At 59.7% G+C, this 19554-nt stretch carries 16 protein-coding genes and 1 pseudogene; 10 read left to right on the forward strand and 7 right to left on the reverse strand.

Features of this window, described 5'->3' with window-relative positions:
- Nucleotides 1–48: 48 nt before the first annotated feature.
- Nucleotides 49–942 carry a LysR family transcriptional regulator ArgP gene (locus BK662_RS10655; RefSeq protein WP_123358008.1) on the reverse strand — a complete coding sequence of 298 codons (894 nt, stop codon included), beginning with the start codon at nt 940–942 and terminating at the stop codon, nt 49–51.
- Between the two features lie 96 nt (nt 943–1038).
- Between BK662_RS10655 and BK662_RS10660 the strand changes: the two genes are divergently transcribed.
- The 3 genes from BK662_RS10660 to BK662_RS10670 all read left to right on the forward strand — a co-directional run bounded on the left by BK662_RS10660 (nt 1039) and on the right by BK662_RS10670 (nt 2821).
- On the forward strand, nt 1039–1440 hold the full coding sequence (locus BK662_RS10660) for an ACT domain-containing protein (protein WP_123358009.1): 402 nt from the start codon (nt 1039–1041) through the stop codon (nt 1438–1440).
- A gap of 5 nt (nt 1441–1445) precedes the next feature.
- Nucleotides 1446–2048: a LysE/ArgO family amino acid transporter gene (locus BK662_RS10665; RefSeq protein WP_008069553.1), complete on the forward strand. Its 603-nt coding sequence runs from the start codon at nt 1446–1448 to the stop codon at nt 2046–2048.
- 176 nt (nt 2049–2224) lie between these two features.
- Nucleotides 2225–2821: a superoxide dismutase gene (locus BK662_RS10670; RefSeq protein ID WP_007898423.1), complete on the forward strand. Its 597-nt coding sequence runs from the start codon at nt 2225–2227 to the stop codon at nt 2819–2821.
- Between the two features lie 216 nt (nt 2822–3037).
- Here BK662_RS10670 and BK662_RS10675 read toward each other — a convergent pair whose 3' ends face one another.
- Nucleotides 3038–3406, reverse strand: a complete 369-nt coding sequence (locus BK662_RS10675; RefSeq protein WP_123358010.1) for a DUF6124 family protein — start codon at nt 3404–3406, stop codon at nt 3038–3040.
- Nucleotides 3407–4034: 628 nt separating this feature from the next.
- Here BK662_RS10675 and BK662_RS10680 point away from each other — a divergent pair.
- The 7 genes from BK662_RS10680 (at nt 4035) to BK662_RS10715 (ending at nt 16008) form a co-directional block, all read left to right on the forward strand.
- Nucleotides 4035–6083, forward strand: coding sequence for a putative bifunctional diguanylate cyclase/phosphodiesterase (locus BK662_RS10680; protein WP_123358011.1), 2049 nt, complete (start codon nt 4035–4037; stop codon nt 6081–6083).
- Nucleotides 6084–6317: 234 nt separating this feature from the next.
- Nucleotides 6318–7661, forward strand: coding sequence for an imelysin family protein (locus tag BK662_RS10685; RefSeq protein WP_123358012.1), 1344 nt, complete (start codon nt 6318–6320; stop codon nt 7659–7661).
- A gap of 287 nt (nt 7662–7948) precedes the next feature.
- On the forward strand, nt 7949–9376 hold the full coding sequence (locus tag BK662_RS10690; RefSeq protein ID WP_123358013.1) for a di-heme oxidoreductase family protein: 1428 nt from the start codon (nt 7949–7951) through the stop codon (nt 9374–9376).
- A gap of 27 nt (nt 9377–9403) precedes the next feature.
- Nucleotides 9404–10468, forward strand: coding sequence for an imelysin family protein (locus BK662_RS10695; protein WP_123358014.1), 1065 nt, complete (start codon nt 9404–9406; stop codon nt 10466–10468).
- A 14-nt stretch (nt 10469–10482) separates the two neighbouring features.
- Nucleotides 10483–11580, forward strand: a complete 1098-nt coding sequence (locus tag BK662_RS10700; RefSeq protein ID WP_123358015.1) for a DUF1513 domain-containing protein — start codon at nt 10483–10485, stop codon at nt 11578–11580.
- Between the two features lie 239 nt (nt 11581–11819).
- A complete protein-coding gene (locus BK662_RS10710; protein WP_123358017.1) occupies nt 11820–12968 on the forward strand; it encodes an efflux RND transporter periplasmic adaptor subunit in 1149 nt (382 codons plus the stop codon).
- A gap of 13 nt (nt 12969–12981) precedes the next feature.
- Entirely contained in the window at nt 12982–16008 is a 3027-nt protein-coding gene (locus tag BK662_RS10715) for a multidrug efflux RND transporter permease subunit (protein WP_123358018.1), read from the forward strand.
- 181 nt (nt 16009–16189) lie between these two features.
- Here the strand turns inward: BK662_RS10715 and BK662_RS10720 are convergent, their stop codons facing one another.
- The 5 genes and pseudogenes from BK662_RS10720 to colR all read right to left on the reverse strand — a co-directional run bounded on the left by BK662_RS10720 (nt 16190) and on the right by colR (nt 19465).
- Entirely contained in the window at nt 16190–16417 is a 228-nt protein-coding gene (locus BK662_RS10720) for a hypothetical protein (protein WP_026331876.1), read from the reverse strand.
- A gap of 2 nt (nt 16418–16419) precedes the next feature.
- A pseudogene (locus BK662_RS35225) lies at nt 16420–16512 on the reverse strand (lipopolysaccharide kinase InaA family protein); the annotation flags it as partial.
- A gap of 100 nt (nt 16513–16612) precedes the next feature.
- Nucleotides 16613–17293 (reverse strand): class I SAM-dependent methyltransferase, encoded by a 681-nt coding sequence (locus tag BK662_RS10730; RefSeq protein ID WP_123358020.1) that lies wholly within the window; start codon nt 17291–17293, stop codon nt 16613–16615.
- Nucleotides 17294–17511: 218 nt separating this feature from the next.
- Nucleotides 17512–18792 carry a sensor histidine kinase gene (locus tag BK662_RS10735; RefSeq protein ID WP_123358021.1) on the reverse strand — a complete coding sequence of 427 codons (1281 nt, stop codon included), beginning with the start codon at nt 18790–18792 and terminating at the stop codon, nt 17512–17514.
- Nucleotides 18782–19465: a two-component system response regulator ColR gene (gene colR / locus BK662_RS10740; protein ID WP_123358022.1), complete on the reverse strand. Its 684-nt coding sequence runs from the start codon at nt 19463–19465 to the stop codon at nt 18782–18784. The genes BK662_RS10735 and colR overlap by 11 nt, the downstream gene beginning before the upstream one ends.
- Nucleotides 19466–19554: the final 89 nt, after the last annotated feature.

The raw sequence follows: 19554 nt of genomic DNA on the forward strand, positions 1-19554 counted from the left end.
CTTTGCATATTGCGTAGGGCGTAGGGCGTGAGGTCTTGACGCTGCCCGTCAGTCCAACGGCACCAGCCATTGCTTCGACGAGCGTACCAATTGATCGGTGAGTAACCCCAACAGCTGACCGCCATTGCGCCAATGATGCCAGTACAGCGGCACATCGATCGGCTTATCTGGCAAAAGCTCCTGCAGGATTCCGCGCTCAAGTTGCTCGCGCACCTGCAATTCGGGCACCAGGCCCCAGCCAAGCCCTGCTTCCGTGAGACGAAGAAACCCTTCGGACGATGGGCATAAATGGTGTTCGAAACCGCCATCCACACCGAGGGATGCGAGGTAGCGATGCTGTAGGAAATCGTCCGGGCCAAACACCAGGGCCGGGGTTTTGGCTAACTGATCGGCGCGCACACCTTCGGGAAAATGCCGGGCAATGAACGCCGGGCTCGCCATCGCACGGTAGCGCATCGCCCCCAACAGAACGCTGCGCGCACCGGCCACTGGCCGCTCACTGGCGCAGACACACCCCGCCACTTCACCTGCGCGCATGCGTTTGAGGCCGACGGTCTGGTCTTCTACCACCAAGTCGAGCAACAGATGTTGTTCCGCGCAAAAGTCCCCCACCGCCTCGGCCCACCAAGTGGCAAGGCTATCGGCATTCAGAGCGATACGCAGGCGTTCCGGCAAGCCTTCTTCGTCCAGCGCCGGGACCAACGTTTGCAGATCGCGCTCAAGCAATCGCACCTGCTGCACATGGTTGAGCAATCGCCGGCCAATCTCTGTCGGTGCCGGGGGTGTGACCCGTACCAGCACCGGTTGGCCGACCCGTGCCTCCAGCAGTTTGATCCGCTGGGAGATGGCCGATTGGGACAAACCCAACACCTGCGCGGCGCGTTCGAATCCCGCCTGCTCGATCACAGCGGCGAGCGCGGAAAGCAATTTGTAGTCGAACATCAGTTTTCCTAATGGGCGATCAGTACTATTGGTTTTTCTTATACAGCGTTCAACCGGAGAATGGCCAGCAAGAACTCTTGAACAAGGATCACCGACATGGCTGGCGAAACGTCATTGGCAACCCTGCTGCGCAGCATGAGCCCGCAACTCAACGACGGCGAATACGTGTTCTGCACGTTGCGCGACGGCAAGCTGCCCGCCGGCCTTGAGATTGTCGGCAGCTTTCGCGAGCGGGAAGGCCTGACGGTGATTCTGGAACGTTCCCACGCTGAAAAGGCCGGTTTCAGCTTCGACTACGTCGCCGCCTGGATCACCTTGAACGTGCACTCGGCCCTCGAAGCCGTCGGCCTGACCGCCGCGTTCGCCACGGCACTGGGCAAGGCCGGCATCAGTTGCAACGTGATCGCCGGGTATTACCACGACCATTTGTTCGTCGGCCAGGCCGATGCCGAACGCGCCCTGCAGGTACTGCGGGATCTGGCGTCCAACGCGGAGTAAAACGTATGTGGCAAAGCTATGTGAACGGCCTGTTGGTGGCCGCGGGGCTGATCATGGCGATCGGCACCCAGAATGCGTTTGTGTTGGCGCAGAGCCTTCGGCGTGAACATCACCTGCCGGTGGCGGCGCTCTGCGTCACCTGCGATGCGTTGCTGGTGGCCGCCGGAGTGTTCGGCCTGGCGACGGTGCTGGCGCAAAACCCGACCCTGCTGGCTATCGCCCGTTGGGGTGGTGCGGCGTTTCTGCTGTGGTATGGCAGCCTGGCGTTGCGTCGGGCCTGCTCGAAGCAAAGCCTGCAGCAAGGTGAAAACCAGACGGTACGCTCGCTGCGCGCGGTGTTGCTCAGTGCATTGGCGGTGACGCTGCTCAACCCGCATGTGTATCTGGACACCGTGTTGCTGATCGGTTCTCTCGGCGCACAACAAACAGAACCCGGTGCTTATGTGGTGGGCGCGGCCAGCGCGTCATTGCTGTGGTTTTTCACTTTGGCCCTTGGCGCGGCATGGCTGGCACCGTGGCTGGCACGGCCAAGCACCTGGCGAATCCTCGACCTGTTGGTCGCTGTCATGATGTTCACCGTAGCGTTCCAATTAATCAGCGCCGGGTGATTTATTCCAAAAGGCTCTGGAACCTCTATTCCACACAGTTGTTGCGTGGTTATGCCGCACCCCCGGTGCTATGATCCGATCCCTGCGCCGCAAAGAGTACAAACTCCCCGGCGCATGTCTGGCCGCCCGTGATCGGCCTTGCGCTCACCGCAACTGACCTGATTAGGAGAATCATCATGGCTTTCGAATTGCCGCCGCTGCCTTACGCACACGATGCCCTGCAGCCGCACATTTCAGAGGAAACTCTGCAGTACCACCACGACAAGCACCACAACACCTATGTCGTGAACCTGAACAACCTGGTGCCAGGCACCGAGTTCGAAGGCAAGACCCTGGAAGAAATCGTCAAGACTTCCTCGGGCGGTATCTTCAACAACGCCGCTCAGGTCTGGAACCACACTTTCTACTGGAACTGCCTGGCGCCAAACGCCGGCGGTCAACCAACCGGCGCGCTGGCTGATGCCATCAACGCAGCTTTCGGTTCGTTCGACAAGTTCAAGGAAGAGTTCAGCAAAACCTCCATCGGCACCTTCGGTTCCGGTTGGGGCTGGCTGGTGAAAAAGGCTGACGGTTCCCTGGCCCTGGCCAGCACCATCGGCGCCGGCAACCCGCTGACCAGCGGCGACACCCCGCTGCTGACCTGCGACGTCTGGGAACACGCTTACTACATCGACTACCGCAACCTTCGTCCGAAGTACGTCGAAGCGTTCTGGAACCTGGTCAACTGGAAGTTCGTGGCTGAGCAGTTCGAAGGCAAAACCTTCACCGCTTAAGCTTCGCGCCAGTCAAAAAACCCGGCTTTTGCCGGGTTTTTTTATGGGCTGTGGGAAAGCTCAGGAACCTGGATTGCCTGACAAGAATGCGGCGCCTGCCAAGCCGCCTTCGCGAGCAAGCCCGCTCCCACAGGGGTTCATCGTCGTTCACAGATTCGGTTTACGACACAAATCAACTGTGGGAGCGGGCTTGCTCGCGAAGAACGATAACGCGGTCTATACCGGATCGACGTTATCCAGCGCTCGGTTCACCGCCAACTCCGCCACCATGATGATTTGTTGAATCGCCAACGCTATATGGCGCTGCGGGCCGATCAGATTGTTGGCGAAATCACTGGCCAGGACACTCGCTGAGGCCAACGATTCACAGGCGTGGGCCAGCAGGCTTTCGGTGCCGGCATCCGGGGCGACCATAAACATCGTGCTGGGACGACGGGGTTTTTCGGTGTATTGCGCCGGGGGATCAAGGTAGTAATCAAGGGCGCGTTTTATCGCTTCGCGGTCTTTGAGTAATTCTTCGGTGCGCGAAGCTTCGGCGTTGGGGGTGGTGGTGTTGAAGGGTGGATCGGGGATTAATTTGTCCATTGAAAAATTTCTCCAGCGTTGGAGCCTCCACTTGCCGCTTCTCACACGGGAAGAGGTGGCAGCTATGTGCGAGGTGAGAAGACCGGTTATGGACACCCGGCCGGACCGAAGCCCGCCCGCACACAGCCGCCATAACGCATTTTGCTGGCAGCTAATAAGCTGGCGGCGATTATGCGTGTACAGACACTGGATGACCATAAGTTGCCGGGCTCTCACACCCGATCGCTGAGTTTTCAGCGACAGCCAAAGGTTAGGGAATCTGCGTCCCACCCGGCAACCTGAAAAATGCGTGGGAAAGATCTGCGCTCTGACAAATCCATTAAACAACCCACGCCATACGCCGGTCTCTGTAGGAGGGAACATTCCCACAATACGAGTGGCATTCGCCCTCTTGCCCCCACATCACAGCGGTCTAACATCAACCACAAGGAAAAATTGTCCCGTTCCCCTCAAGTTGAGGGCCCCAACAACCGACACAGTACTAATAGGGCAAATACTCCAAACAGCAACATATCGGCCAAGCTACCGGCAAAATCCCCTGGGTTGGAATGTCCCTTTGACTGACATCACGGGATTGCCAATACTCATGGCAACTTGACGCTACCCGCACGGAACAAGGAATAACCCTTTGAAGCTGGAACTCAAGAACAGCTTGTCGGTGAAGTTGCTCCGGGTCGTGCTCCTGTCGGCATTGATCGTCGGCGTGGTCTTGAGCTGCGCGCAGATCGTTTTCGATGCCTATAAAACACGTCAGGCCGTGGCCAGCGATGCCCAGCGCATCCTCGACATGTTCCGCGACCCCTCGACCCAGGCCGTCTACAGCCTGGACCGGGAAATGGGCATGCAGGTGATCGAAGGCCTGTTTCAGGACGATGCCGTGCGCATGGCCTCCATCGGCCACCCTAGCGAAGCCATGCTTGCGCAAAAAACCCGAGAGTTGCAGCACTCCAACAGCCGCTGGCTGACCGACCTGATCCTCGGCCAGGAACGCACCTTCACCACCCAATTGGTGGGCCGCGGGCCCTACAGCGAGTACTACGGCGACCTGAGCATTACCCTCGACACCGCCACCTACGGTAAAGGATTCATTGTCAGCTCGGTGATCATCTTCATCTCTGGCGTATTGCGCGCCCTGGCCATGGCTCTGGTGCTGTATCTGGTCTATCACTGGCTGCTGACCAAACCGCTGTCGCGGATTATCGAACACCTGACCGAAATCAACCCGGACCGGCCCAGCGCCCACAAGATTCCGCAGCTCAAGGGTCATGAGAGAAACGAGTTGGGCGTCTGGATCAACACCGCCAACCAGTTGCTCGAATCCATCGAGCGCAACACTCACCTGCGTCACGAAGCGGAAAACAGCCTGCTGCGCATGGCCCAGTACGACTTCCTTACCGGCTTGCCGAACCGCCAGCAATTGCAGCAACAACTGGACAAAATCCTCGTCGACGCCGGCAAATTGCAGCGTCGGGTCGCGGTGCTGTGTGTCGGACTCGATGATTTCAAAGGCATCAACGAACAGTTCAGCTATCAGGCCGGCGACCAATTGCTGCTGGCCCTGGCCGATCGCCTGCGGGCTCACAGCGGTCGCCTCGGCGCACTCGCCCGTTTGGGTGGCGACCAGTTCGCACTGGTCCAGGCCGATATCGAACAACCTTATGAAGCGGCCGAACTGGCCCAAAGCATTCTTGATGATCTGGAAGCGGCGTTCGCCCTCGATCATCAGGAAATCCGCCTGCGCGCCACCATCGGCATCACCCTGTTCCCCGAGGACGGTGACAGCACCGAGAAGTTGCTGCAAAAAGCCGAGCAGACCATGACCCTGGCCAAGACTCGCTCGCGCAACCGTTATCAGTTCTATATCGCCAGCGTCGACACGGAAATGCGTCGGCGCCGCGAGCTGGAAAAAGACTTGCGCGATGCCTTGATCCGCGACCAGTTCTACCTCGTTTATCAACCGCAAATCAGCTACCGCGATCATCGCGTGGTGGGCGTCGAGGCGTTGATTCGCTGGCAACATCCCGAGCACGGGCTGGTGCCGCCGGACCTGTTCATTCCGCTGGCCGAGCAGAACGGCACCATCATCGCCATCGGCGAATGGGTGCTGGATCAAGCCTGCAAACAATTACGCGAATGGCACGATCAGGGTTTTGACCTGCGCATGGCGGTGAACCTGTCCACCGTGCAACTACACCACGCCGAGTTGCCGCGAGTGGTCAATAACCTGCTGCAGATGTACCGCCTGCCACCGCGCAGCCTGGAGCTGGAAGTCACCGAAACCGGCCTGATGGAAGACATCAGCACCGCCGCCCAGCACTTATTGAGCCTGCGTCGCTCCGGCGCGCTGATCGCCATCGACGACTTCGGCACCGGTTACTCATCACTGAGTTATCTGAAAAGCCTGCCGCTGGACAAGATCAAGATCGATAAGAGCTTCGTTCAGGACCTGCTCGATGACGACGACGATGCGACCATCGTTCGGGCCATCATCCAACTGGGCAAGAGCCTGGGCATGCAGGTGATTGCCGAAGGGGTGGAAACCGCCGAGCAAGAGGCCTACATCATCTCCGAAGGCTGCCATGAAGGTCAGGGCTATCACTACAGCAAACCGCTGCCGGCGCGGGAATTGAGCGCCTACCTCAAACAGGCGCAGCGCAGTAACGCAGCCATCCTCTGAGTTTTTGTTCTTCATAGCCAAAAGATCGCAGCCTTCGGCAGCTCCTACATGGATCACATTCCTCTGTAGGAGCTGCCGAAGGCTGCGATCTCTTGATCTACGACACAACTCCCGCGCGAATAAGAAATATTTACAAGCACAACCCTTTACACATAATGCGAAAGATTTGCATTATGTCGCAGTTTTGCGCGCCCTCCACGCGCGTCCATCAATCACCGAAGCAGGATGTTCGCCATGATTCGTATGCCTCTGGCCACCGCCAGTCTGCTGGCCATCGCTATTTCCCTCGCCGGTTGCGGCGAAGGCAAAGACAAGGCTGCCGCTCCACAAGCGCCGACCCCGGCCGCCAGCACCGCTGCCCCGGCTGCACCTGCTGCTACCGGTAAAGTCGATGAAGCCGCCGCCAAGGCTGTGGTCGCGCACTACGCCGACATCGTCTTCGCCGTTTACAGCGATGCCGAATCCACTGCGAAAACCCTGCAAACCGCCGTCGACGCATTCCTCGCCAAGCCGAACGCCGACACCCTCAAAGCCGCCAAGGCTGCCTGGGTCGCGGCACGCGTGCCTTACCTGCAGAGCGAAGTGTTCCGCTTCGGCAACACCATCATCGACGACTGGGAAGGTCAGGTGAACGCCTGGCCACTGGACGAAGGCCTGATCGACTATGTCGACAAATCCTACGAACACGCACTGGGTAACCCGGGCGCCACCGCCAACATCATCGCCAACACCAAAGTTCAGGTCGGCGAAGACAAGGTCGACGTGAAAGACATCACCCCGGAAAAACTTGCCAGCCTGAACGAGCTGGGCGGTTCCGAGGCCAACGTCGCCACCGGCTACCACGCCATCGAATTCCTGCTCTGGGGTCAGGACCTGAACGGCACCGGCCCTGGCGCCGGCAACCGTCCGGCTTCCGACTACCTGGAAGGCAAAGGCGCTACCGGCGGTCACAACGATCGTCGTCGCGCTTACCTGAAATCCGTGACCCAACTGCTGGTCAACGACCTGCAAGAAATGGTCGGTAACTGGAAGCCGAACGTGGCCGACAACTACCGCGCCACCCTGGAAGCGGAACCGGCTGAAACCGGCCTGCGCAAAATGCTGTTCGGCATGGGCAGCCTGTCCTTGGGCGAACTGGCGGGCGAACGCATGAAGGTTTCCCTGGAAGCCAACTCGCCTGAAGACGAACAGGATTGCTTCAGTGACAACACCCACAACTCGCACTTCTACGACGCCAAAGGCGTACGTAACGTGTACCTGGGCGAATACACCCGCGTCGATGGCACCAAAATGACCGGTGCCAGCCTGTCGTCCCTGGTGGCCAAAGCCGACCCGGCGGCCGACACCGCGCTGAAAGCCGACCTGGCCGCCACCGAAGCCAAGCTTCAGGTCATGGTCGATCACGCCAACAAGGGTGAGCACTACGACCAACTGATCGCTGCCGGCAACACCGCCGGCAACCAGATCGTGCGCGACGCCATCGCCTCACTGGTCAAGCAGACTGGCTCGATCGAAGCGGCTGCCGGCAAACTGGGCATCAGCGACCTGAACCCGGACAACGCTGATCACGAGTTCTGATCAACGCTGGCTGAGTGAAAAAGGCGACCTTCGGGTCGCCTTTTTTGTCCCTGCCTGAATGAAATCCCTGTGGGAGCGAGCCTGCTCGCGATGGGGGCATCACAGCCAACATTGATGTTGAATGTGAAACCGCTATCGCGAGCAGGCTCGCTCCCACAGGGATTGCGCTTAGCCTGTTAGCTGCGATAATCCTGCCCCACATCAACCAAACGATAATTCCTCTTATTCAAACTCCCCTGCCCTGTTAGACTTTGCGCCTTTGTTTTGCTCGTCTTGCAGGATGTCCGATGCCCTCGCTGACTCTTCGCTTGTCCGCTCTGTTGCTGGCCCTGGGCCTGAGTGCCTGCGATGACGCCCCGCGTTTTACCCAGGCCGAACCCGGTGAGGCCCGCTCCGGCGGCAGCGCAACGGTGCGCAAGACCGATCAGAACGCATTCTCCCTGCCGTCCGCCAATCTGCCGCCGTCACGGCGCGTTGATTTCAGCGTCGGCAACAGTTTCTTTCGCAGCCCTTGGGTGATTGCGCCGTCGACCACCACCGCCCGCGATGGCCTTGGTCCGTTGTTCAATACCAACGCCTGCCAGAACTGCCACATCAAGGACGGGCGCGGTCACCCGCCCACGCCCGATGCGCCGAATGCAGTGTCGATGCTGGTGCGCCTGTCGATTCCCGATGCGCCGGCCTACGCCAAGGTCATCGAACAACTGGGTGTGGTTCCGGAGCCGGTTTACGGCGGGCAGTTTCAGGACATGTCGGTGCCCGGCGTCGTCCCGGAAGGCAAGGTGCGCGTCGATTACACGCCGGTCCCGGTGCGTTTCAAGGACGGCAGCGAAATCGAGTTGCGTAAGCCGACCCTGCAGATCACTCAACTCGGCTACGGCCCGATGCACCCCGACACGCGTTTCTCGGCGCGCATCGCACCGCCGATGATTGGCCTGGGCTTGCTTGAAGCGATCCCCGACGAGGCCATTCTGGCCAACGCTGAAGCTCAGGCGCGCGAGAAGAACGGCATCGCCGGACGACCGAACCGGGTCTGGGACGACGCGCAGCAGAAAACCGTCCTCGGGCGATTTGGCTGGAAGGCCGGGCAACCGAACCTCAATCAACAAAACGTTCACGCGTTCTCTGGTGATATGGGCCTCATGACCAGCCTGAGAACCGTTGATGACTGCACCGACGCACAAACCGCTTGCAAGCAGGCACCCAACGGCAATGGCCCGGATGGTGAGCCGGAAGTCAGCGATAACATCCTGCGTCTGGTGCTGTTCTACAGCCGTAACCTCGCGGTACCGGCCCGTCGCGATGTCGGCACGCCGCAAGTGCTGGCCGGCAAAAATCTGTTTTTCCAGGCGGGATGCCAGTCCTGCCACACCCCGAAATACACCACCGCCGCCAACGCCGCGGAACCTGAATTGGCCAATCAAGTGATTCGCCCTTACAGCGACCTGCTGCTGCATGACATGGGCGACGGCCTGGCCGACAACCGCAGCGAGTTCCAGGCCAGCGGCCGCGACTGGCGCACCCCGCCGTTATGGGGCATCGGCCTGACACAAGCGGTTAGCGGCCACACCCAGTTTTTGCATGACGGCCGCGCCCGTAATGTGCTCGAAGCCGTGCTCTGGCATGGCGGCGAGGCAAAAGCGGCGCAGCAACAGGTTTTGTCTTTCAACGCCGAGCAGCGCGCAGCGTTGCTGGCGTTTTTGAATTCCCTTTAATACGTTTTCCTTCAGCGGGAGCCCGACATGTTCCGTCCCAAATTGTTGTTCACCAGCCTTGCCGCCCTCGCCCTGGGCGCCTGTTCGCCCCAGGATCCGCAAGCGGTCACATCGGCGGCCATCGCCAAGCAAGTCATCCTGCCGACCTACAGCCGCTGGGTTGAAGCCGACCGTCAATTGGCGGTCAGCGCCCTGGCGTTCTGCCAAGGCAAAGAAAACCTGGACACCGCCCGCGCCGACTTCCTGCACGCGCAGAAGGCCTGGGCTGAGTTGCAACCGCTGCTGATCGGACCGTTGGCCGAAGGCAACCGTTCGTGGCAGGTGCAGTTCTGGCCGGACAAGAAAAACCTCGTGGGCCGTCAGGTCGAGCAACTGGTGACCGCGCAACCGCAGATCGATGCCGCCGCCCTGGCCAAGTCCAGCGTCGTGGTGCAAGGTCTCTCGGCGTATGAATACATCCTGTTCGATAGCAAGATCGACATGGCTGACAGTGCCCAGAAAGCCAAATACTGCCCGCTGCTGACCGCCATTGGCGAACGTCAGAAGCAACTGGCCGAAGAGATCCTGTCGCGCTGGAACACCAACGACGGCATGCTCGCGCAGATGAGCAAATTCCCGAACCAGCGCTACGCCGATTCCCACGAAGCGATCGCTGATCTGCTGCGCGTGCAAGTGACGGCGCTGGATACCCTGAAGAAAAAACTCGGCACGCCGATGGGCCGTCAGAGCAAAGGCACGCCACAGCCGTTCCAGGCCGATGCCTGGCGCAGCCAATCGTCGCTGAAAAGCCTGGAAGCGAGCTTGAGCGCGGCGCAAACCGTCTGGGTCGGTGTCGACAACAAAGGCCTGCGCGGTCTATTGCCGAGCGAGCAGAAACCCTTGGCCGACAAGATCGACGCGGCCTACGCAGCGTCTCTGAAACTGCTCGCCAGCAACCAGCGCTCGCTGACCGACATGCTCACTGACGATGCCGGGCGCCAGCAGCTCAACGCGATCTACGACAGCCTCAACGTTGTCCATCGCCTGCACGAAGGCGAACTGGCCAAGGCGCTGGGCATCCAACTGGGCTTCAACGCCAACGACGGTGACTGATGAGGGCAAGTGCCATGCTGCGACGCCAGGCTCTGACGTTAGGGAGTTTGCTGCTGGGTGCGGTGACACTGGGCGGCTGGACGCTGTTCAAGCAAAAGGACAAAAGCCCGCTCCTGCTCTCGGCGCGGGACGATGGTGACGGCAAGCATTACGCCGTCGGTTATCGGCTGGATGGCACCCGGGTGTTTGCCACTCAGGTCGGCCAGCGTTGCCACGACATCATCAACCATCCGACCCTCCCGATAGCGCTGTTCGTCGCTCGGCGTCCGGGTACCGAGAGTTACCTGATCGACCTGCGCGACGGCACGTTGCTGCAAATCGTGGTCTCGCAGCCGAACCGGCACTTCTACGGTCACGCAGTGATTCACCAGAGCGGCGACTGGTTGTACGCCACCGAGAACGACACCTCCGATCCGGGCCGTGGCCTGCTCGGTGTGTATAAGTTCGAAGGTGAGCGACTGGTGCATAGCGGCGAGCTTTCCACCCACGGTGTCGGCCCGCATCAGGTGTCGTGGATGCCCGATGGCGAGACGCTGATTGTGGCCAACGGCGGCATTCGCACCGAGGCCGAAAGCCGGGTCGAGATGAACCTCAACGCGATGGAACCGAGCCTGGTGTTGATGCAGCGCGATGGCACGTTGTTGAGCAAGGAAACACTGGCCCAGCAGATGAACAGCGTGCGGCATTTGGGCGTCGCCAGCGATGGCACCATCGTCGCCGGTCAGCAGTTCATGGGCGCTGCTCATGAATCATCGGAGCTGCTGGCGATCAAGCGTCCAGGCCAACCGTTCGTGGCGTTCCCGGTGCCCGAGCATCAATTGCAGGCCATGGGGCATTACACCGCCAGCGTCGCCGTACACAGCGAACTGCGTCTGGTCGCCCTGACCGCGCCGCGGGGCAACCGCTTTTTTATCTGGGACCTGGACAGCGGTGAAGTACGCCTGGATGCGCCACTTCCCGACTGCGCCGGCGTCGGGGCCGTGGCCGATGGTTTTGTCGTGACCTCCGGTCAAGGACGATGCCGGTACTACGATTGCCGCCAGACAACACTTGTCGCAAAACCTCTGGAGTTGCCTGCCGGGCTCTGGGACAACCATCTTCATCTCATCTGAGGCCACCTCCCCAGTGGTGGGTTTACCTTGTGGCGAGGGAGCTTGCTCCCGCTGGGCTGCGCAGCGGCCCTAAAAAACGGGACTGCTACGCAGTCCAGCGGGAGCAAGCTCCCTCGCCACAGCTTTTGTGTTCGCCGCACTGCATTCTCGTCTGTAAAAAGTGCCAGTTGGAATCCCCCTCACACTCGGAGTAATGTTCCCGCCTGTCTCACCTGATTTTTCTCCAAGGAACTGGAAATATGCTGCGTCGCCGCATGCTGATCATGTTGGGTGTTGTTCTGCTAATCGTGCTGGTCCTGGCCGGTTACAAAGCCTTCTCCATCCACACGATGATGCAGGGCTTCTCCGCGCCGAAACCGCCGATTAGTGTTGCCGTAGCCACCGCCACCGAACGTCCGTGGCAAAGCCGTTTGCCAACGGTCGGCACCCTCACGGCGCTGCAAGGGGTCGACCTGAGTCTGGAGATCGCCGGCACCGTCAAGGAAGTGCAGTTCGAGTCCGGGCAGAAGGTCAAGGCCGGTCAGCCAATCCTGCAACTCGACACCGCCGTTGAAACCGCCCTGCTGGCAACCGCTCAAGCCGACCTGGGACTGGCGCAACTGGATTACGGTCGCGGCAGCCAATTGGTGGGCAGCCAGGCTATTTCCAAAGGCGAGTTCGACCGACTCTCGGCGGTGTTGCAAAAGAGCCGGGCCACGGTCAATCAGCTCAAGGCGGCACTAGAGAGAAAACGCATCCTCGCCCCGTTCAGCGGGACCATCGGTATTCGCAAGGTAGATGTCGGCGACTACGTGGCCAGCGGCACGATGATCGCCACCCTGCAAGACCTCAGCAGCCTCTACGTCGACTTCTTTGTGCCCGAACAATCGGTGCCGAAAATCGCCCTCGGCCAACCGGTACAGATCACGGTCCCGGCCTACCCGACAGAGAATTTCCCCGGCACCATCAGTGCGATCAACCCGAAGGTCGAGAGCAGCACCCGCAATGTGCTGGTGCGCGCAACCCTGGCCAACCCCGATGGCAAACTACTGCCAGGGATGTTCGCCAGCCTGCAGGTGATGTTGCCCGATCCGCAGCCACGCATCGTCGTGCCGGAAAGCGCGATCACCTACACCCTTTATGGCAACTCGCTGTACGTCGTCGCGCAGAAAAAGGCCGAAGACGGCAGCCTCGAAAAAGACGACAAGGGCCAGCCGATCCTGATCGCCGAGCGGCGCTTCATCGAAACCGGTGAGCGCCGCGACGGAATGGTCATGATCACCAAAGGCGTGCAGAACGGCGAAAAAGTGGTCACGGGGGGCCAGATCAAACTGGACCACGGCGCGCACATTGCCATCAGCGACGACAAGACCCTAGCCGAGAAGAGCAGTCAGCCGCGCGCTGATTGATCAAGGAATCCCCATGGCTTTTACCGATCCGTTCATCCGTCGCCCGGTGCTCGCCACCGTGGTCAGCCTGTTGATTGTGCTGCTGGGCTTCCAGGCCTGGAGCAAGTTGCCACTGCGCCAATACCCGCAAATGGAAAACGCCCTGATCACGGTAACCACCGCTTACCCCGGGGCCAACGCCGAAACCATCCAGGGTTACATCACCCAACCGATGCAGCAGAGCCTGGCCAGCGCCGAAGGCATCGACTACATGACGTCGGTCAGTCGCCAGAACTTCTCGGTGATCTCGATCTACGCGCGCATCGGTTCCAATAGCGACCGCTTGTTCACCGAGCTGCTGGCCAAGGCCAACGAGGTGAAGAACCAGCTGCCCCAGGACGCCGAAGACCCGGTACTGAGCAAGGAAGCCGCCGACGCCTCGGCGCTGATGTACATCAGTTTCTTCAGCAAGGAGCTGAGCAATCCGCAGATTACCGACTACCTGTCACGGGTCATCCAGCCGAAACTGGCGACCCTGCCGGGCATGGCCGAAGCCGAGATTCTCGGCAACCAGGTGTTTGCCATGCGCCTGTGGCTGGACCCGGTCAAACTCGCCGGTTTCGGCCTGAGCGCCAGCGACGTGACCAACGCCGTGCGCCAGTACAACTTCCTCTCCGCCGCCGGCGAAGTGAAAGGCGAATATGTCGTCACGAGCATCAACGCCAACACCGAACTCAAATCCGCCGAAGCCTTTGGCGCGATCCCGCTCAAGGTCGAGGGCGACAGTCGCGTACTGCTGCGGGACGTGGCGCGAGTCGAGATGGGCGCGGAAAACTACAACTCCGTCAGTTCCTTCGGCGGCACCCCCTCGGTGTACATCGGCATCAAGGCCACCCCAGGCGCCAACCCGCTGGACGTCATCAGGGAAGTGCGCAAGATCATGCCGGAGCTGGAAGCTCAGTTGCCGCCGAACCTGAAAGGTGAAATCGCCTACGACGCCACGCTGTTCATCCAGGCCTCCATCGACGAAGTGGTGAAAACCCTGTTCGAAGCGGTGCTGATCGTGATCGTGGTGGTGTTCCTGTTCCTCGGCGCCCTGCGCTCGGTGGTGATCCCGGTGGTCACCATTCCGCTGTCGATGATCGGCGTAATGTTCTTCATGCAGATGATGGGCTACTCGATCAACCTGCTGACCTTGCTGGCGATGGTATTGGCCATCGGGTTGGTGGTGGACGATGCCATCGTGGTGGTGGAAAACATCCATCGGCATATTGAAGAAGGCAAGACACCGCTGGATGCCGCGCTTGAAGGCGCTGCGGAAATCGCCATGCCGGTGGTGTCGATGACCATCACGCTGGCGGCGGTCTATGCGCCGATCGGCTTCCTGACCGGCCTGACGGGGGCGCTATTCAAGGAGTTCGCCCTGACCCTGGCCGGGGCGGTGGTGATTTCCGGCGTCGTAGCCCTGACGCTGTCGCCAATGATGTGTGCCCTGCTGCTGCGCCACGATGAAAACCCTACCGGCCTGGCCCATCGCCTGGACGTGATCTTCGAAGGCCTCAAGCGTCGCTACCAGAGTGTGCTTCACGGCACCCTCAACACCCGGCCGGTGGTGCTGGTGTTCGCGGTGATCGTGCTCTGCCTGATTCCGGTGCTGCTCAAATTCACCCAGTCGGAACTGGCGCCGGACGAGGACCAGGGCGTCATCTTCATGATGGCCAATGCCCCGCAACCGGCCAACCTCGATTATCTGAACACCTACACCGACGAGTTCCTCGCGATTTTCAAGGAGTTCCCCGAGTACTACTCCTCGTTCCAGATCAACGGCTTCAATGGCGTGCAATCGGGGATCGGCGGCTTCCTGCTCAAACCCTGGAACGAACGCGACCGGACCCAGATGCAGATTCTGCCCGAGGTCCAGGGCAAACTGGCAAGCATTCCGGGCTTGCAGATCTTCGGCTTCAACCTGCCTTCCCTGCCGGGCACGGGTGAAGGCTTGCCGTTTCAATTCGTGATCAACTCGGCCAACAGCTATGAGTCATTGTTGGAAGTGATGGACCGGGTGAAAAAAAGAGCAATGGAATCCGGAAAATTTGCCTTCGTCGACGTCGACCTGGCCTTCGACAAACCCGAAGTCGTGGTGGATATCGATCGCGCCAAGGCTGCACAGATGGGTGTATCGATGCAGGACCTGGGCGGCACCCTCGCGACGTTGCTGGGTGAAGCGGAGATCAACCGTTTCACCATTGAAGGTCGCAGCTACAAAGTCATTGCACAGGTGGAACGGCCCTTCCGGGATAACCCCGACTGGCTGAACCGTTATTACGTCAAGAACACCAAGGGCGAATTGCTGCCCCTGTCGACCCTGATCACCGTGACCGACCGGGCGCGACCGCGCCAGTTGAATCAGTTCCAGCAACTCAATTCGGCGATTCTTTCCGGGGTCCCGCTGGTCAGCATGGGTGAAGCCATCGACACCGTGCGCCAGATCGCCCGGGAAGAAGCGCCGGCGGGTTATGCCGTCGACTATGCAGGTGCATCACGGCAATACGTTCAGGAAGGCAGCGCGCTGTGGGTCACTTTTGCCCTGGCGCTGGCGATCATCTTCCTGGTGCTGGCGGCCCAGTTCGAAAGCTTCCGCGATCCACTGGTGATTCTGGTGACCGTGCCGCTGTCGATCTGTGGCGCGTTGATCCCGTTGTTCCTCGGCTGGTCGAGCATGAACATCTATACCCAAGTGGGATTGGTGACGTTGATCGGGCTGATCAGCAAGCACGGGATTCTGATCGTTCAGTTCGCCAACCAGTTACGCAAGGAGAAGGGCCTGTCGCCTCGCGAAGCGGTGGAGGAAGCGGCGGCCATTCGCCTGCGTCCGGTATTGATGACCACGGCGGCAATGGTGTTCGGCATGGTGCCATTGATCATCGCCACGGGTGCGGGTGCCGTCAGTCGGTTCGACATCGGCACGGTGATCGCGACGGGGATGTCGATCGGAACGCTGTTCACCTTGTTCGTGTTGCCGTGCATCTACACATTGCTGGCCAAGCCTGATAAGCCCTGAAGAACATATCCCTGTGGGAGCGAGCCTGCTCGCGATAGCGATGGCACAGCCAGCATTGAGGTGACTGACACACCGCTATCGTGAGCAGGCTCGCTCCCACAATGGATCGCGCAAGACTTGAGCCATCGGACACAAAAAAGGCCTCGCATCTGCGAGGCCTTTTATTTGGGCTTCAATCTGTTCAACTCTGTGGCCTCAGTCCCTGAGAAAGTCCGAACATGAACAGTAATAAATCATGATCGGGTTGAGTGGCCACGGGTGCTTTGGCAACCCGTGGCAACGGACAATGCGCGTCACCATGCACGGAGCTGAGGACTTGAGTGCGGGGCTGCTCCCAGGCCGCCACCGCCAATGAAGCAACTGCCAAGGCTCCGGCTAAAAACAAACCTCGTGCAATTTCGAGTTTCATTGTTATAAGCCTTTGATAGCGCTGCCAAACGCCGTTTGATAAAAATAGACGAGTTTTTTCCACTCTGTATCACGGAACGACGAGTGGCGAGGCAAGTCGGTTTTTTTTACCCATTCATCGCTCAGGCTCCAGAAGGAATCGAAATAATCCTGGGGAGCGATTTCCGTTTCTGTTGCACCTTGCACTGCCATCCCGTTACCTCTTCTTGCGTAATACGTAGACACGCCACATGGCAAAAAACGGTAAAAAATCCAGTTGCTTCTGGATACGGAAACCCGCCTGCTCAAATTCCTTTTCAACCGTGGCAGCCGGTAACACAAATCGATTCTGGTAACCTTCCTGCCCACGCCTTTTCTCGGCGCGCTTGCGTTTCCAGGCCTTGAAATTGCCGTCCACCCACAACGAAACAATCACGCTGTCGCGGGTGACACGCTCGAATTCACGCAGGATGGCCAGTCGATGCTCGGCTTCACCGATGTGATGGAGCAAACGCATGCAGAAAATGCTGTCGACGGCGTTATCGGGCAAGGCAATATCGAATGCAGAAGCGTGCAAGGGTTGTACCCGTTTTACAACGTCGGCGGGTTGCGCTTGCATGGCAGTTTTCAACATCGACTGGGAGTTGTCGGCGCCGATGATGACACGGTTGTGTTTTTCCGCCAGCAGCGGCCAGAAACGCCCCACGCCGCAGGGCAAATCGAGGACCAGCCCAGGCTCACCGGCCAGCGTCAGCGCTTTTCGCGCCAGTTGCTCGCCACGCCAATGGGACAGGTGGCGGCCGAGACCTTCCTGATGCTTGCGCAGAGATTTCCGGGCGTGTTGATCGTCTTGATCGTCGTATTTCTCGGAAAAATCGAGCTTGATCGGGCCAGCCATCGCTGCAATCTCCTGAACATCTGATGACCACTACATTAGGTAGCGCAGTGTCAGCGTCAGGTCGTGCCGTTGTGAAAAATTTGTCATGTAACCCCGGAATTATTTCAGGGTTTTACAGGGCCGAATTCAGGATCAAAAGATCGCAGCCTTCGGCAGCGCCCACAAGTACGTAGGAGCTGCCGAAGGCTGCGATCTTTACGTTTTTTGGTTCGGTCAGATCAGTTCCGGGACGAACTCAACTCCACCTGAAAACGGCAGCCGTTGGGTTCCATGTTCGTCAGGCTGACGCTCCAGCCCTGGTTCTCGCAGATCCGCTGCACCAGCGACAGCCCCAGCCCCAGCCCTTCGCCGCGTTTTTCGTTGCCACGCACGAAAGGCTCGAACATCGCCTCGCGTTTTTCCTCGGGAATGCCCACACCACTGTCCTCGACCACAAACCCCGTATCCGTCAGGGCCAAACGGATAAACCCGCGCTCGGTGTAATGCAATGCATTACGCAACAGGTTGCCCATCACCGCATGCAGAAGGGTCGCGTTATAGCGGGTGTCCGGCGGATTGCCCGGCTCGAAGTCAAGCGTCAGGCCTTTGGCTTCGATCGGCTCGCGCCATTGGTTGAGCAGCCCGTCAGATACCTGGCTCAGGGTCTGCTGGGGCGCCATGCTGGCGTCTTCATGTTGAGCACGCGCCAGCATAAGGAAGGTTTGCACCAGCTCGCGCATCTCGGCACACGCACGGGCAATTCGCTCGACCTGGGCACGACCGCGCTGATCGATACCAGGGTTTTCCAGCAACAGCTCACAGGAACTGGCCAGCACCATCAACGGCGTGCGCAGCTCATGGCTGACGTCACTGGTGAACAATCGCTCACGGGTCAACGCCTGACGCAAGCGCCCGAGGGTGGCGTCGAACGCCACGGCCAGTTCGCCCACTTCATCGGCGGCATAATCCGGTGCCAGTGGCGGTGCCAGGCCCAATAACTGATCCCGATGACGCACCTGACGGGCCAGACGCACCACCGGCGCCATCACCTTGCGCGCCAGCACCCAGCCGAGAAATACCGCCAGTGCCAGACTCAGCACGAAGCCCACCAGCACCACGGCAAACAGCACCCGCTCACGCTCTTCGAAATCGCTCTGGTCCTGCAACAGCACGTAACGCCGACCGTCAACGATTTCGACCATCGCGTGATACGACAGCTGCTCGCGAAAGACTTCATGAAAGCCCGAGTCCAGGTGCCGCAAATCCTTGGGCAAGTCAAAGTCGCCCGGCCCGCCGCTGAAATAGAACAATTGATCCGGCTCGGGGCGGTGGCTCCAGTCCGAGACACTGTCCATCAACAACAGACGTTGCAAATCGCCGCCCAGGCCGGCCGAGATCAGTTTCTCTTCCACCAGATGCACGGTCGCTATAATGCCGATGGCGAAGGCCCCCGCCACTAGTGCGCTCATCAACGCAAAGGCGATGATGATCCGTTGAGCAAGGCTCTGCTTAAACTCCATCACGGCCCTCGGCCAAGCGATAACCGACACCATGCACCGTATGCAGCAAGGGTTTGGCAAATGGTTTGTCGATCACTTGGCGCAGTTGATGGACGTGGCTGCGCAGGCTGTCGCTGTCCGGGCAGTCATCACCCCACAGGGCCTCTTCGAGCACCTCACGACGTAACACATGGGGGCTTTTCTGCATCAACACGGCCAGCAACTTCAGGCCCACAGGGTTGAGTTTCAGCAGACGGCCTTCGCGCGTCACTTCCAGCGTATCGAGGTCGTAGCTCAGATCACCCACTTGCAAGGATCGGCGACCGCCCCCTTGGGTTCGGCGCATGACCGCTTCGATACGCGCTGCCAGTTCGGACAGGGCAAAGGGCTTGATCAGGTAGTCATCGGCACCAGACTTGAAGCCTTGCAAACGGTCGTCCAGTTGATCGCGGGCGGTGAGCATGATCACTGGTGTGTCGCGGCGGGCGTCTTCGCGCAGGCGTTTGCACAGGGTATAGCCATCGATGCCAGGCAGCATGATATCGAGCACGATCAAGTCATAATGCTCGGTGGCCGCCAGGTGCAGACCTGACAAACCGTCCTGTGCGCAATCCACGGTGTAACCCTTGAGCCCTAGATAATCAGCCAGATTCGCCAGGATATCGCGGTTGTCTTCAACCAATAGAATTCGCATCGGCACCTCCTCCGTATACAGTAACGGCTGTCTTGGCGCGCAGCTTAAGGCCAAGTGTGACTCAGGGCTAGGGTGGCGGGTCGTAGAAT

It is taken from the genome of Pseudomonas frederiksbergensis (genome assembly GCF_003732275.1).
GTDB classification, from domain to species: Bacteria; Pseudomonadota; Gammaproteobacteria; order Pseudomonadales; family Pseudomonadaceae; genus Aquipseudomonas; species Aquipseudomonas frederiksbergensis_H.